Here is a 13,541-nt window from a genome sequence, read left to right as displayed (position 1 = left end):
GGCTGCAAAATCGTGTAACACTTAACACTTATACGTGTAGAAGTCTTGCGCAACTTTGAGTGGCATGAAGGGTCCCGGGGTGCCGACCGCGTCGATTGCTGCCGCCAGCCGGCAGGATAACGAGCATGGCATCGCGAGGCCGGGCGCGCCGCCGCCCTTGCGCGGACCGCCGGCATCCTGTTCCAGTATTGCCGATGCAGCCCGAGACCCCTCGCCTCGCCGCCAACGTCATGCACTTCGCCCGCCTGCTTCGGCGCGCCGGCCTGCCGGTCGGCCCCGCCGAGACCATCGCGGCGCAGCAGGCGCTGACGCAGGTCGATCTTGCCTCACGCACCCAGGCCCGCACCGCGCTCCGCGCCGTTATGGTGCACCGGCACGAGCACCAGGAGGTGTTCGACCAGGCCTTCGCCCTGTTCTGGCGCGACCCCTCCGCGGCGGAGCAGGCCGCGGCGATGGCGCTGCTGAACGCGCAGAAGGAGAAGAAGCCCGACCGCCCGCCGCCGGCTGCCCGCCGCGTCGCCGAGGCCTTCGCCTCGAAAAGCAACGCCCCGCCGAAGCCGAAGGACGAGCCGCCGCACGTCGACATGGCCATGACGATGTCGGAGCAGGAGCGGCTGCAGCAGATGGACTTCGAAGCCATGAGCGCCGAGGAGATCGCCCGCGCCAAGCAGGAGATCCGCCGCCTGGTGCTGCCGCTGGACCTGCGCCGCACCCGCCGCCTGCGGGCGGATCCGAACGGCCCGGTGACCGACCTGCGGCGCACCATCCGCACCAGCCTGCGCCAGGGCGGCGAGATCGTGACGATCGCCCGCAACCGCCGGGTGAGGCGGCCGCCGCCGCTGGTGGTGCTGTGCGACATCTCCGGCTCGATGGCGCGGTATGCGCAGATCCTGATGCATTTCCTGCATGCGGTGACGAACGACCGCGACCGGGTGCACGTCTTCCTGTTCGGCACCCGGCTGTCCAACGTCACCCGCCAGCTGCGCGCCCGCGATCCCGAGGTCGCGTTCCAGATGGTCGCGCACGCCGTGCCCGACTGGTCCGGCGGCACCCGCATCGGCGAGTCGCTGGCGGCCTTCAACCGGAAGTGGGCGAAGCGGGTGCTCGGCCAGGGCGCCATCGTGCTGCTGATCACCGACGGGCTCGACCGCGACGGCGCGCACGGACTGGCGGAGGCGATGGACCGTCTGCATCGCTCCTGCACAAGGCTGATATGGCTGAACCCGCTGTTGCGCTGGAGCGGATTCGAGCCAAAGTCCCAGGGCATCCGCGCGATGCTGCCGCACGTGGACGAATTTCGTCCGGTGCATAACCTGGCCAGCCTGCGCAGCCTGATCGACCTGTTGTCCCGCCCGGCGCTCACGCGGCCGGCGCTGGCGGGACGTTTTGAGGGATAGGAACTCACCGATGAGCACAACGGAAGTCGAGGACGTCCTGGGCACCGCCGCCACCTGGCGCGCCGCCGGGGAGCAGGTGGCGCTGGCGACGGTGACCGAGACCTGGGGCAGTTCGCCCCGCCCCGCCGGCAGTCAAATGGCAGTGACGAAGTCGGGCCGCATGGCCGGCTCCGTCTCCGGCGGCTGCATCGAGGGCGCGGTGGCCGAGGCGGCGATGAAGACGATCGACACCGGTAGCCCGCAACTGCTGGATTTCGGCGTGACGAACGAGCGCGCCTGGGAGGTCGGGCTGGCCTGCGGCGGCAAGGTGAAGGTGTTCGTGGAAAAGCTGACCTGAGAGGGGCGAAGCACGCGGGACCGGCTGCCGGCGGTGAATTTCGGGCGGAAGAGAAGGCGTCAGCCTTAAGTCCGCGCCTCCACCCCACTGGCTGGGCCTGGGAATGAACCTTCGTGGCTTAGTGTCCTTGTGTTAACGCGGTGCCGCGGCCGGCGCCTGCGTTTACCGTGGGTCCCTGGATGGGTTCGTGCGGTTGCTTCTGCTGCTTTAACACAAAGACACTAAGCTACTAATTTGACTGTGTCAGTTTCCACCTAACACGTTGAAATCACGACGTTTTCTCGCAAACTAGAGTTCCCATAACCCATTGATAACATCGACTATCTCTCAGTTTTTGACGCAGTAAGACTAAGAACGTGCACCCTCTGGCATGGTCTTCTCGTATGGAACCGGCGCTTGAAGCAGGGTCTCGCCTCCGATGACCATGTTTGGAACAACAGCAATGTCTCGCGGCGGAGGCAGGATCCTTTGCACCTCCTATGAAAATGCGGACCCGCAGGCGCCAACGGCAGGGCGGAGCAAGGTCTTCTCCCTTTCGTCATGGCCGGGCGTGACGAAAGGGAGAGACCTTGCTCCGCCCGTCGTCTTATCCTGATGCGCATGGAGACACGCCCGGCGATGACGGAGAGGTAACGGCCTCTCGCCCATTTTCAGCTATTTCGGTGCCGGCGCGCCGGCTGGCGAACTTTGTGGTGGCCGACGGTTCGATAACGGTGCCCGGCGGCAATGCAGGACACCCCCAGCCTGCTGTCACGCCTCATGCCGGCATTGACAAACCTGGCCTGGCCCTCCCGCAATGGGGCGCCGGGCATTACCATGATCGTCTTCGTTGCAGGATGACGTCCAATGACTCCATATCTTATCGCCGCGCTGGAACAGGCGAAGCGCGAGAAGCAGCCGATTGTGCTGGCGACCCGGCTTCCCACCGGGGAACAGCGTCTGCTGCCCGATCCCGAGGCGCCGGCGGACCTGAACGAGGCCGCGGACCGCGCGCTGGAGCGGGATGAAAGCGGCACCGTCCGGCTGGGCGGCGCGGAATACTTCCTGCACGTCCACAACCCGCCGCTGCGGCTGATCGTCGTCGGCGCCGTGCATATCGCGCAGGCACTGGCGCCGTTCGCGGTGCCGTGCGGGTTCTCGGTCACCATCGTCGATCCGCGGCGCTCGTTCGCGTCCGAGGAGCGGTTCCCGGGGGTGGACATCTCCACCGACTGGCCGGACGAGGCGCTGGACGCGCTCGCCCCGGACCGGCGCACCGCGGTGGTGACGCTGACGCATGACCCGAAGCTGGACGACCCGGCGCTGGACCGGGCGCTGAAGTCACAGGCGTTCTATATCGGGGCGCTCGGCTCCCGCCGGACCCATGCGGCGCGGCTGCAGCGGCTGAAGGAACTGGGCCACAACGACAACGCCCTGTCGCGCATCCGCGGCCCCGTCGGCCTGTCCATCGAGGCGGTCACCGCACCCGAGATCGCGCTGTCGATCATCGCCGAGATCGTCGCCGTGCGCCGCAACGCGCCGCTGCCGCCCAAGCCGTCGGCCAAGCCGGCACCATGATCTTCGGCCCCGCCGCCCTGGCCGACGCGCGCGGCGCCATCATGGCGCACAGCCAGCGCGTCGGCGAGCGGATGATCCGCAAGGGCTCGCTGCTGGACGACGCGGCAATCGAGGCCCTGCGCGCCGCCGGCCGCACCGAGGTGATCTGCGCCCGCCTGGAACCCGGCGACGTGCCCGAGGACATCGCAGCCGATCGGCTGGCGACGCCGCTGGTTTCGCCGCTGCTCGGGCGGACGCGGGCGGCGACCGGGCGGGTCAACCTGGCGGCCGAGGTGCCGGGGCTGCTGCGGGTGGACGCCGGCCGCATCGACCGGATCAACGGCATCGACGAATCGATCACCATCGGCACGCTGCCGGACTACGCCGTGGTGGCGCCGAAGGACCTGGTGGCGACGATCAAGATCATCCCGTTCTCGGTGCCGGGCAACGTGCTGTCGGTGGCCGAGGCGATGGTGCGCCAGGGTCCCTCGCCGCTGACCCTGCACCCGTTCCGCGCCCTGAAGGTCGGGTTGGTGGTCACCGAGCTGCCGGGTCTGAAGGACAGCGTCACCGACAAGACGATCGGCATCACCGACGGCCGGATCAGCGCGCTGACCGGCACGCTGCTGCCGCCGCTGCGCTGCGCCCACCGGCAGGACGCCATCGGCCGGGCGCTGGAGTCGCTGCTGCGCGACGGCGCCGACATGCTGCTGGTCATCGGCGCCTCGGCGGTGGTGGACCGGCGCGATGTCGGGCCGATGGGCATCGTGCAGGCGGGCGGCGAGATCCTGCATTTCGGCATGCCGGTGGATCCGGGCAACCTGATCTGCCTCGGCCGCATTGGCGAGAAGCCGGCTTTGGTGCTGCCCGGCTGCGCCCGCAGCCCCAGCCTGAACGGCATCGACTTCGTGCTGACGCGGCTGTTCGCCGGCCTGGACGTCACCCCCCGCGACGTCATGCGCATGGGCGTCGGCGGGCTGCTGAAGGAGATGGATACCCGGCCAATGCCGCGGGAGAAGGCGCCGGCGACGCCTCGGTCCGGCGCCGCGCCGCGCAGCGCGCCGACGATCGCCGCGGTGGTGCTGGCGGCCGGGCGCTCGCGGCGGATGGCGCCGCACAACAAGCTGCTGGTGACCGACCGGAGCGGCAAGACGATGATCGCGCGGGTGGTGGACAACGTGCTGTCCTCCAACGCGCGGCCGATCCTGGTGGTGACCGGACACCAGGCGGAGCAGGTCGAGCATGTGCTGGGCGGGCGGCCGGTGCGCTATGTGCATGCGCCGGACTATGCCGAGGGGCTGGCGGCCAGCCTGAAGGCCGGGATCGCGGCGGTGCCGGCGGAGTGCGCGGCGGCGCTGGTGTGCCTGGGCGACATGCCGCTGGTCAACGGGCGGATGATCGACCGGCTGCTGTCCACCTATGACCCGCAGGAGGGGCGGCTGATCGTCCTGCCGACGTACCGCGGCAAGCAGGGCAACCCGATGGTCTGGGATCGGCGGTTCTTCCCGGAGATCCTGGGGATTGCCGGCGACTCGGGGGCACGGTTCCTGGTCGGCAGGCACGCCGAGTCGGTGGCCGAGGTGGAGATGGCGGACGACGCCGTGCTGCGGGACTTCGACACCACGGAGTCGCTGGCGACGCTGCCGCGCGGGATGCGGCCGGAGGGGGTGGGATAACCGGCAGGCGTTGAGATGATGGCGGCCGGCGCCACTCGTCATGGCGCCCGCCATGACGACGAAAGAGCGCATCGCCTCACATTAAGGCTGTGTTAACCAACCGCCTGTTACATTGGGCATCGAGACGTCATACCGGTGCAAGATGCTCAGATTGGTCCGATTCGGCGCGCGGCTTCAGGATGATCCCGTCGAATCGGTCCCGCCGCCGGGCCAGCCGGCTGCCACGGACCCTCCGGCAGGCCCCGACCTTGCCGCCACGATCGGCACGGTTGCCGGGCAGGCTGGCGCCCTCGGCGTGGAGGTTGGCGACGTCGCCGGGTCGGTTGCGGCGCTGTCCGCCAGGCTGGCCGGAACCGTCGCGCAGTTCGACACGATGCGGGCGCGGGCCGCCGAGGTGATCGACGGCAACGCCCGCGTCGTCGCGGCGGCCGGCGCGGTGGAGAAGCTGGCCATCGAAGCACATAACGATATCGCGGAGTCGCGCGGGACGCTGGACCGGACGGTGGCGACCATGGCGGACCTGTCGCGCCTCGCCGCCGCCATCGCGCATGACGCCAGGGCGCTGGACGGTGCCCTGGCGCAGATCGACCGGATCGCCGCCGACCTCGCCCGCGTTGCCGGCCAGACCAACCTGCTGGCGCTGAACGCGACGATCGAGGCGGCTCGGGCCGGATGGGCCGACAAGAGCTTCGCCTTGGTCGCCGGAGAGGTGAAGGCGCTGGCGGCGACAACAGCCCGCGCCACGGCTCAGATCCACGAAACGGTCGGCAGCCTGCGCCAAGCCGCCGGGCACCTGGTCCAGCATGCGGCCGAGGGGGCGGACGCCGCCGAAACCGCGCAAGGCGAGGCCACAGGCCTGGCAGGCATCGTCGCCCGGGCCGATCGCGCCACCGGCGAGATCAGCCGCCAGGCCGTGGTCATCACCCAGGCGGCCGCGGCGATCGACGACGAGAGCCGGGGTTTCATCGGTACCCTGGTCGGGCTGATCAGCCAGCTTCACGCCGCGAACGCCGGGCTGGAGACGGACAATGCCCGGATCGGGCGCATGGTGGGCGTCGCCGAGACGCTGATGACCGCGGCGGCAAGTTCCGGCGTCGCCACGGTCGACACCCCGTTCATCGACCGCGTGCGCGCCGAGGCAAGGCGCATCGGCGCCCTGTTCGAAGCGGCGCTGTCGCACGGCGAGATCAGCGAGGACGACCTGTTCGACGAGCACTACGCGCCAATCCCCGGCACCGATCCGCAGCAGTACCTGACGCGGCTCACCGGCTTCGCCGATCGCGTGCTGCCGCGCCTGCAGGAGGACGTGCTGGCCATGCACGAAAACGTGGTGTTCTGCGTCGCCGTGGACCGGAACGGTTACCTGCCCACACACAACCTCCGGTTCGCCCAGCCGCAAGGCCCGGATGCGGACTGGAATGCCGCGCATTGCCGGAACCGGCGCATCTTCACCGATCGCGTCGGCCTGGCGGCGGCGCGGAACCGCAAGCCCTTCCTGCTGCAGCGCTACCGCAGGGACCTGGGCGCCAGCCATCTCGCGATGAAGGACGTCTCGGCGCCCATCATGGTCCTCGGTCGGCACTGGGGCGGGCTGCGCCTGGGCTATTGCGCATAGCTTGGCCGCAGCCCGGCAGCCGGCGCGAGCGGGCAGGCCGGCGAGGACCGATCCAAGCGGCCTGCGCCCTGGCCGCGCGATGGCGCCTGCGCGACGCGGCTCCGGTCGCGCCGCCGGAGCCGGCATGTCGTTATTCTACCGGGCTGTCGCGGTTGCGGGGCGCCTGTTCCGCGCTGCAGCACGGGCATGGGCGGCTGTCCCGGCCTGTCCACGCAAACGCTGGTCGCAACGTCAAGCACTGTTGACGTCAATGGCTGGACAGCCGAACGGATCGATCGTATAGTCAAACATAGCGGGTGTTGATCGGCGCATGTATGCGGCACGGGATGGCCATGGCACCCAGGCCAACGCCCATGCACTGTTGATTGTGTGCGTACGCCGACGAACCGCTGTAATGCCGTCATTGGAACAGTCAGACGAACCGCTGGTCGATCAAGTCAACACAGGAGAATGACATGGCAATGGTTTGGATGTGGATACTCATCGCTCCGGCGATCGGTATCGTCCTGCTCTCCCGGCAGTAACTGATCTTCTGGGTAAGGCGCGCGAGGAATTGCGCGCCTTACGCATTTTTCCCGCCCTCTTGCACCGGGGCCAGTGCGTGGTTGCCTGATTGGCGAGACGGCTGGCTCGCCGGCGGGATGTGGTCGCGCCGCCGTGTTCCCGGCTGCCGGTATGGTTTCTGACATCGCTTGTACATTTGTGCGGGACAATGCGCGTAACGACCTGTGCCTTTGCAGGATAGACGCAACAACCGGACGTGCGTTGACGCAGCCTACAAAAGCCTGGAGCGGCGCCTGGTGTTCATCCCCGTATTTGTTCTCGCCGGCCCTGCAACGGGCGCTTGAAGTGATCATGCAGCCCTTTCGTGTCCGAAACCAGGATTCGGAGACGGAGCGCGGCATCACGGCGTTTCGGCAGCCGGAGTCACGGCCGGCCCCGTCGGTCTGCGTCCGGATGGAGGCGGGCCGCCGGCACGGGCGGCGCGCGATCGGCCGATATCCGGTGTCGCGCTTCAGGAAACGCCTGCTGGCAGCGTCCCGGTGCACGATCGCCGGATCGGGCCGTTCCCCGCGGCGCGGGTCCATCATGACGGTCCTGAACGGCCGGTGCCCAGCAATCCAATTTCATGGCAGCGCGCGCAGAGCCGGAGTCCGGTAAGCCTGCGGCCGCATTGACCTGGCATTGATCGCCGTGCCTTGCTGATCACAGCCAGGGCGTCCTGATAGCTGTTATCACGAAGAAACCTTATCGTTGTTTGTTCGGCTCGTCCTGCACGCCATTCGCAGATCGAGCTCCCATTGTCCCGGCCATGACAGACAAGGCACGGTGACCAACCCGCAGCCACCGCGGCCGCAGGCCATCTGAATCTCTTCTCTGCGTGCTCTGCGCCCCGCTCTGCGGTCTCTGCGTTTTAAAAATGCGGTGACGCAACAAAGAGCGGCGCTGCCAGTGAGTCGGCCAACCCGAAACGCCGGTGGCGCCCCGGCCACCGCGATTTAACGCAGAGATCGCAGAGCATGCAGAGAAGAATTTGTTGCGCCCTGCGGCCGCGGCGGCTTCAATGGGGCCTGGCTGTTCCTGCCGCAACACGCGGCCCGGCAATCCAGACGACGAGGGCCGGATTCATAAGTGTCTGTCCGAGAACTTTCCCTTATCTTCCAATTGGTTACGGACGGCGCGGTGTCGTTCATCGGCGGAAACCGCCACTACTTTCGAGACTGTTCCGCCACCAACAGTGGATTAGCCCATTGATTTCATTGGCTTCCTTCTTGGACAGACACTAAGAGGCGGATTTTTCGTTACGGCTGCACGGCGATATCCGGCATCAAGATCCAGACTGGCAATATCCCATTTCAGGCTTCGCCCCGCCGGCCGATCGGCTTGAGCGCATTGCCGGCCAGGACGGTGCCGCAATCCGGCCTCCGCCGAACGTGATCGCCTTGGGCGTTCAGCCAGGCCAGCAGTTCCTCGAAATCGCGGAGCGGCGCCTCGGGCAGGTCGTCATGCAAATCGGGTTGGTTCCGCGTTTCCGGCGGAGCCGCCATCGTTGCGCCCGCAACGGCCACCCACGACACCCCGTGCAACGCCGCGCCGTAGGCAATGACGCCGTCCAGGTAAGCCCGGCCCATGGCTTTGGCGCAGCGCACGATCAGCCTGTCCAGGCGATCCAGCCCGCGGGTGATGCGACGCACGATGCGAAAACCACGACGGGGTCGCAAAGCGATCCTGCCGGCAGATGGCGGGAATGATCGCGGTGTGTCTTCCTGCATCCCACATTGCTCCATGCCAGTCATTGAAGGCGCGACGGTTCGGATGTCCCGCACGCCCTTTCGTGCTGCCTCTGCAGTGCCGTTCGCGCGGCCGAAAAACAGTGACCGTCTTCACATGTGCCAGGAACGTGATGACGCAGGCACCGGCTTTGCCGCCGATCGGCGGGACATGGGGCGATAGCCGGACGCGGCGTGGTTCCGCAGTCGTTGACGGCAAAATTATACCCAACTTCCGCAGTTAGCGCCTGATCCGGCTTGAAAACCCGCGGAATACCGCGGTTTTCGCCTGCTTCGACAAAATTGTGGTGCTATTGATCCAGCCAGGGTTATCTTGGCAGACGGTGAGTAATAGGGGCAAAACCCTGGGCATGTACGTGCAGCATACGCTCGAAACTGGAACGACAGGCACGGAATTCCGCCATTTTTTTGGATACAGATGCGGAACGATATGGGCAATCACCAAATTCGCCCGGGGTTTTGCCCCTATTACAACTGTTGGTAGCGGAACAGTCTCGAAGATAGTGGCGGTTTCCGCCGATGAGCGACACCGTGTCGTCCATAACTAATTGGAAGATAAGGGGAACTTCGCGGACAGACACTCAGACACAACGCGGCGTCCGGGAAATATACGGAAGTAATCCAAGGTGGACCTGATCGTCATGGTGAACCTGATCGTGCGTTTAAAGAAACCCCGACGTGGTCAGGGCGCGGCGTGTCCCGTAACACCGGAGATCGGTAAAGCACGTTTTAACAGGCGGCGAAATTTTTTCGCTCCTGCCGCTGAACAGATCAGGAGAACCCAGTACTGATTCGCAACTTTACTCAGCAGAACAGCCCGCTCCTGCCCCGGCTTTGGCATAACGTGTCCGGCCGGCAAAGCGGAACCTGGATTGCCCAGCCCGGCCGCAGGACGCCGCAAGGCATAACGTTGCTGTTTCAGTTTGATTAGACCGTGATGCCGTTCGGCTGCCCGAGCCCGTTCCGATGCCTGCCCGCCCGGCCCCGCGGGCGCGAGTGGCCAATGCGCCGTTGTGCAGCCAGTCCCGCAGGTGTAACGCTACAGTTATGTTTGAAACATGAGGACGGTTGATTCCACGTGTTGATTCCGAGTATTTTGGCACGGCTGCACCTAATTTGAGACAACAGCCTCGCCAGCTGCCCATGTTGATCCGGGGGTCTCGCCGGCCGCCGCGGCAGGCTGCGCACATGGCTGGCGGGCTACCGGCGCAGCGGCGCTTCGCTACAAGGCGGCGGCCAATGTTGCGCCTGAGGCCGGCATCGAAATACCTGTGCGGATCGAATGTTGCATCGCAGGACGCCAGAGGGGGCGCGTCCATCCGCCCGCGTCGCTCGGCCAGCGCCACCCCCCGCCGCCGCCGGCGATGCGCGTCAGCCGGGCCCGGGCAGGCGACCGCGCCGCTTGCCGGGCGATCGCCACGCCGGCGAAAGGGCCTCGCCGGCTATGCGTGCAGATCCGGTGGTGTGGCCGGATACAGTGGCGTTGCCGGCGCGCTGGACGCACGCATGACATGCGAATGCGGTGCATGCCTGCCCGACGCGCACTCGGTGGACCGGGTCTGCGGCCGGCGATTCCGCATCGACGGCAGCGTCCGCCCGCACTGTCAGGCCCGGCACCGTCGCCTGAATGGGCGATAGGTCCGGGATGAGTGCAAAACCGCGGGCATCGGCGGCCGGGTGCGGAACCGGCGTTGCGGCGATGGTTGGCGCCATGCAAGGGCTGCACGGCGGAACACGGCTGCGCATCGTCCGGGGGTCCCGGTGGCAACGCGGGAACGCCTCAGAACGGAATCTCGTCGGCGTCGTCGTAACCCGGGTGTTGCGACCAACAGCGGTACAGGTCCTCATCATCCGCCTCGGGTGGACCGTCCTGCAACGGCAGCAGCCGGACGTGGATCTGCTTCTTCTTGTCACGCCGAATGGTGAACCGGTCGCTATTGGTGAACAGCAGGCTGAGTTTCGAGCAGCCGTATGATTTCGGGTTGAAATCCGGGGCCAGCTCGCCGATCGCCGTGACGACGCCGTTGAAACTGGCCCAGCGATTCGCGCCCGTGGCCAGCGCCACCGCCTGCTCCAGCAGGCCGGCCGCCGCGCCAATCGGCTGGATGACCGATCTGGGCAGAGGCGGCAGCGCGGCCGCCGGCAGCGGTTCCGGTGCCGGAATTTGCAGCGGCACTGTAAACGGATCATCCGGCTCCAGCAGCGGCAGCTTCACGGCCCTTTTCCCCTTCGCCTTGGCCGCCTTCGCCGTCGGCGGCAGCAGCGTCCCCGTATCGAAGAACTGCTTGCAGGCCTGCCGGGCCGACTCCGGCGTGGTCGCCGTGCCGAAGCCGTACACCGCCAGCCCCTGCTCGCGGATGCGGGCGGCGAGGCGGGTAAAGTCGCTGTCCGACGACACCAGGCAGAAGCCGTCGAACCGGCCGGTGTGCAGCAGGTCCATGGCGTCGATCACCAGGGCGATGTCGGAGGCGTTCTTGCCCTGCGTGTTGGCGAATGCCTGGTGCGGCACGATGGCATAGGCCGCCAGGGTCTCGGCCCAGGATTTCAGCCGTGTGCCGGAGAAGGGGCCGTAGATCCGCCGGACGCTGGCCTCGCCCAGCTTGGCCACGGCGGCAAACAGCCCGGCCGCGATCTGCGGCGAGGTGTTGTCGGCGTCGATCAGGACCGCGAAGTGGTAGGTGACGGCTGCTTTCGCCATGGGCGGGGTGATAATCCAGGACGTTCGGTTGGCCCCGCCGAGTCGCTGGCGGCGCGGCAATTTTGGACAATTGGCATGGCCGGGCAAGCAGGGTAAAGAGGTCACCGGCCGGGTCCGGACGGCGTACGCGATCGCCCGGGCACGGCCACCGACGCAAGTCGCATGGCGGCGGGCGCCCTTAGCTCAGTTGGATAGAGCAACAGCCTTCTAAGCTGTGGGTCACAGGTTCGAATCCTGTAGGGCGCGCCAATTTTTCAATAAGTTAGCCGGCTTTTGCTGAAACGATGTTCCGTAATTTCCGAGGTTTCGGAACGGGCGGATTTCAAGCTGTGACCTCCGCCCATCCAGGACGGCGACGACACCCTCCACCGCGATGCCGAACGCCTCAGCGATGCTGACTGGCGCCCCGCCGACGGCGGCCAGTTTGTTCACCCGTTCGCGGTCCTGAGCGCTCAGGGGCTGGCGGCCCGGTGACTTGGCATCGTTCATCCGCTCCCAGGCGGCGATGGCGCCCGCCGCGACCTCGCCGCGACGCGGGATATAAGTGTCCAGGATGCGCCGTGTCTGCTCGATGGTGTGGCCGGACACCGCGGCGATCTGCGCGTCTGTAGCCCCGGCCTCGGCCATCCTGACCATAGCCGTCCTTCTTAAACCGCGTCTACTTTGAGAACCGTAGCTTCTCCTCCTCAGGATCAAGATGATCCTTGACCCACAGCCGATCGGCAACAGCACAGGGATCGGCATTGACGGCGGCTTCGAAAGCGGCGACGCGGCGGATCAGGTCCTCAGCCGTGGCATGGCAGTGGTGGTAGGTGACGTCCTCGCGCAGCCAGCGCCACAGCGGCTCGACCGCCATCAGGTCGGGGCTGTAGCTGGGCAGCGGCAGCAGATGGATGCCCAGGCTGCCAGCGGCGGACCAGACCGTCTTGGAGCGGTGATACGGCGCCCCATCCCACAGCACGATCAGCTTGCCGGTCGGGATCTCGGCGCGCAAGCGGCGCAGCACGTCGATGGTATTGCCGCCCTCGGCCCGGTCATAGGGCCAGATCCGTACTTGGCCTTCGTTATACAGATACAACCCATAGAACGAGACCTTGGCCTTCAGGCCGGGTGAGCTTGAAGCGACCTGGAAGCGCCTGCCACGCTCGCCCCAGCCATAGCCGAGGTCGACGTCCTGATGGAGATGTGCCTCATCAAGGTAGACCACGTGATGGCGCTCATCGCGCGCACCATCCAACACCGCACCGATCTGGGCGACAAAAGCCTCCCGTTTCTCCGGATCAGGCCGCGAAGCGGACTGATGCCTTGCCAAGCGGTTAGCCGGCTCGGCGCGGCCGAGCAGCTTGTGTGCCTTCTTCCACGACAGCTTGAGCCGGTGCAGCGCGCGGCGGATGGTCTCGCGACAGAAGCGGCGGCCGAACTGCTCCCGCACGAAGCCGACCAGACGCCGCAGCGTCCAACGTGGCTTTACGTCGGCTCCGGCGACCGGTGGACTGGCCGCTTGGCGTTCTGCGGCGCGAACCTGCTCGCCAAGCGCGGCGGCGATATCGGGGCAAAGGGGGGGCGGCCACCGGTGCGCTGATAGGTCAGCGCCTCGGGGCCGTGTTCGTTGTAGGCGTGCAGCCAACCCATTACGGTTTGCGCGCGTCGTCCGGTGTGTTCGGCAACCGTCGTGGCACAACTGCCTGCGGCGATCTCGTGCAGGGCCAGGAAGCGTTCGCGGCTGCGGGGAGGCGGGGCACTCAGGGCCAGATCGCGCAGATCCGCAACCGTCTGGCCCCAGCGCTGATGGTCAACGTGTAGCACTGATCTGAAAAAGCCTCGTTCTGACGAAGATCGCCATATGGGAACGGCAAGATTCCAACTGTAGTTTCCAGGCGACGTTTCTTCTCCGTGGCGCTGAATTAGCGCCACGTACCCGGAACGATGATGGCGGCGTTGGATGACTTACGCGGCTTTGGCGGTGGGCGGCGCTGACGCCCCGCCTGTGC

Annotated in this window: 12 protein-coding genes and 1 tRNA gene; 8 read left to right on the top strand and 5 right to left on the bottom strand. The window is 66.8% G+C overall.

Annotated elements, in window-relative coordinates:
• Window positions 1-194: 194 nt before the first annotated feature.
• The 5 genes from CCS01_RS21885 (at window position 195) to CCS01_RS21865 (ending at window position 6,561) form a co-directional block, all read left to right on the top strand.
• A complete protein-coding gene (locus CCS01_RS21885; protein ID WP_104520888.1) occupies window positions 195-1,397 on the top strand; it encodes a vWA domain-containing protein in 1,203 nt (400 codons plus the stop codon).
• Between the two features lie 10 nt (window positions 1,398-1,407).
• Entirely contained in the window at window positions 1,408-1,734 is a 327-nt protein-coding gene (locus CCS01_RS21880) for an XdhC family protein (RefSeq protein WP_104520887.1), read from the top strand.
• Between the two features lie 846 nt (window positions 1,735-2,580).
• The gene (locus CCS01_RS21875) at window positions 2,581-3,291 is read left to right on the top strand and encodes an XdhC family protein (RefSeq protein WP_104520886.1); all 711 of its coding nucleotides are present in this window, start codon (window positions 2,581-2,583) and stop codon (window positions 3,289-3,291) included.
• Window positions 3,288-4,946 carry an NTP transferase domain-containing protein gene (locus CCS01_RS21870; protein ID WP_104520885.1) on the top strand — a complete coding sequence of 553 codons (1,659 nt, stop codon included), beginning with the start codon at window positions 3,288-3,290 and terminating at the stop codon, window positions 4,944-4,946. The genes CCS01_RS21875 and CCS01_RS21870 overlap by 4 nt, the downstream gene beginning before the upstream one ends.
• Before the next feature lie 151 nt (window positions 4,947-5,097).
• Complete coding sequence (locus CCS01_RS21865; RefSeq protein ID WP_170114661.1) at window positions 5,098-6,561, top strand: methyl-accepting chemotaxis protein; 1,464 nt, start codon at window positions 5,098-5,100, stop codon at window positions 6,559-6,561.
• 1,856 nt (window positions 6,562-8,417) lie between these two features.
• Here the strand turns inward: CCS01_RS21865 and CCS01_RS21855 are convergent.
• Entirely contained in the window at window positions 8,418-8,756 is a 339-nt protein-coding gene (locus tag CCS01_RS21855; protein ID WP_104520882.1) for a hypothetical protein, read from the bottom strand.
• A 722-nt stretch (window positions 8,757-9,478) separates the two neighbouring features.
• Here CCS01_RS21855 and CCS01_RS33910 point away from each other — a divergent pair.
• Both CCS01_RS33910 and CCS01_RS36210 read left to right on the top strand, forming a co-directional pair.
• Window positions 9,479-9,643 carry a hypothetical protein gene (locus tag CCS01_RS33910; RefSeq protein WP_158258536.1) on the top strand — a complete coding sequence of 55 codons (165 nt, stop codon included), beginning with the start codon at window positions 9,479-9,481 and terminating at the stop codon, window positions 9,641-9,643.
• Between the two features lie 352 nt (window positions 9,644-9,995).
• Window positions 9,996-10,490, top strand: coding sequence for a DUF6125 family protein (locus tag CCS01_RS36210; protein ID WP_408887502.1), 495 nt, complete (start codon window positions 9,996-9,998; stop codon window positions 10,488-10,490).
• A gap of 142 nt (window positions 10,491-10,632) precedes the next feature.
• Here the strand turns inward: CCS01_RS36210 and CCS01_RS21850 are convergent, their stop codons facing one another.
• Window positions 10,633-11,550, bottom strand: coding sequence for an NYN domain-containing protein (locus CCS01_RS21850; protein WP_104520881.1), 918 nt, complete (start codon window positions 11,548-11,550; stop codon window positions 10,633-10,635).
• A 172-nt stretch (window positions 11,551-11,722) separates the two neighbouring features.
• On the opposite strand from CCS01_RS21850, the gene CCS01_RS21845 reads away from it, so the two are divergent.
• Window positions 11,723-11,799: transfer RNA gene (locus tag CCS01_RS21845), tRNA-Arg, on the top strand.
• On the opposite strand, the gene CCS01_RS21840 is transcribed toward CCS01_RS21845, so the two are convergent.
• Genes CCS01_RS21840 through CCS01_RS36205 form a run of 3 tightly spaced genes read right to left on the bottom strand, consistent with a single transcriptional unit; the run spans window position 11,770 to window position 13,356 of the window.
• Window positions 11,770-12,177 carry a hypothetical protein gene (locus CCS01_RS21840; protein ID WP_146101890.1) on the bottom strand — a complete coding sequence of 136 codons (408 nt, stop codon included), beginning with the start codon at window positions 12,175-12,177 and terminating at the stop codon, window positions 11,770-11,772. The two genes, CCS01_RS21845 and CCS01_RS21840, sit on opposite strands and share 30 nt — an antisense overlap.
• A 31-nt stretch (window positions 12,178-12,208) precedes the next feature.
• A complete protein-coding gene (locus tag CCS01_RS34220) occupies window positions 12,209-12,982 on the bottom strand; it encodes an IS630 family transposase (RefSeq protein ID WP_239992349.1) in 774 nt (257 codons plus the stop codon).
• Between the two features lie 35 nt (window positions 12,983-13,017).
• A complete protein-coding gene (locus CCS01_RS36205; protein ID WP_158258534.1) occupies window positions 13,018-13,356 on the bottom strand; it encodes a helix-turn-helix domain-containing protein in 339 nt (112 codons plus the stop codon).
• Between the last annotated feature and the right edge of the window lie 185 nt (window positions 13,357-13,541).

The sequence above is a fragment of the Rhodopila globiformis genome (assembly GCF_002937115.1).
Lineage (GTDB): Bacteria > Pseudomonadota > Alphaproteobacteria > Acetobacterales > Acetobacteraceae > Rhodopila > Rhodopila globiformis.
The sequence above is the reverse complement of the archived record's forward strand: the minus strand, read 5'-3'. Positions and strand labels throughout refer to the sequence as shown.

What these genes read in the sequence shown, in the direction of transcription:
- CCS01_RS21840 (WP_146101890.1), bottom strand. Translation starts at nt 12,177, where the DNA reads ATGGCCGAGGCCGGGGCTACAGACGCGCAGATCGCCGCGGTGTCCGGC.
- CCS01_RS36210 (WP_408887502.1), top strand. Translation starts at nt 9,996, where the DNA reads ATGTTGATCCGGGGGTCTCGCCGGCCGCCGCGGCAGGCTGCGCACATG.
- CCS01_RS21850 (WP_104520881.1), bottom strand. Translation starts at nt 11,550, where the DNA reads ATGGCGAAAGCAGCCGTCACCTACCACTTCGCGGTCCTGATCGACGCC.
- CCS01_RS21885 (WP_104520888.1), top strand. Translation starts at nt 195, where the DNA reads ATGCAGCCCGAGACCCCTCGCCTCGCCGCCAACGTCATGCACTTCGCC.
- CCS01_RS21875 (WP_104520886.1), top strand. Translation starts at nt 2,581, where the DNA reads ATGACTCCATATCTTATCGCCGCGCTGGAACAGGCGAAGCGCGAGAAG.
- CCS01_RS21870 (WP_104520885.1), top strand. Translation starts at nt 3,288, where the DNA reads ATGATCTTCGGCCCCGCCGCCCTGGCCGACGCGCGCGGCGCCATCATG.
- CCS01_RS21880 (WP_104520887.1), top strand. Translation starts at nt 1,408, where the DNA reads ATGAGCACAACGGAAGTCGAGGACGTCCTGGGCACCGCCGCCACCTGG.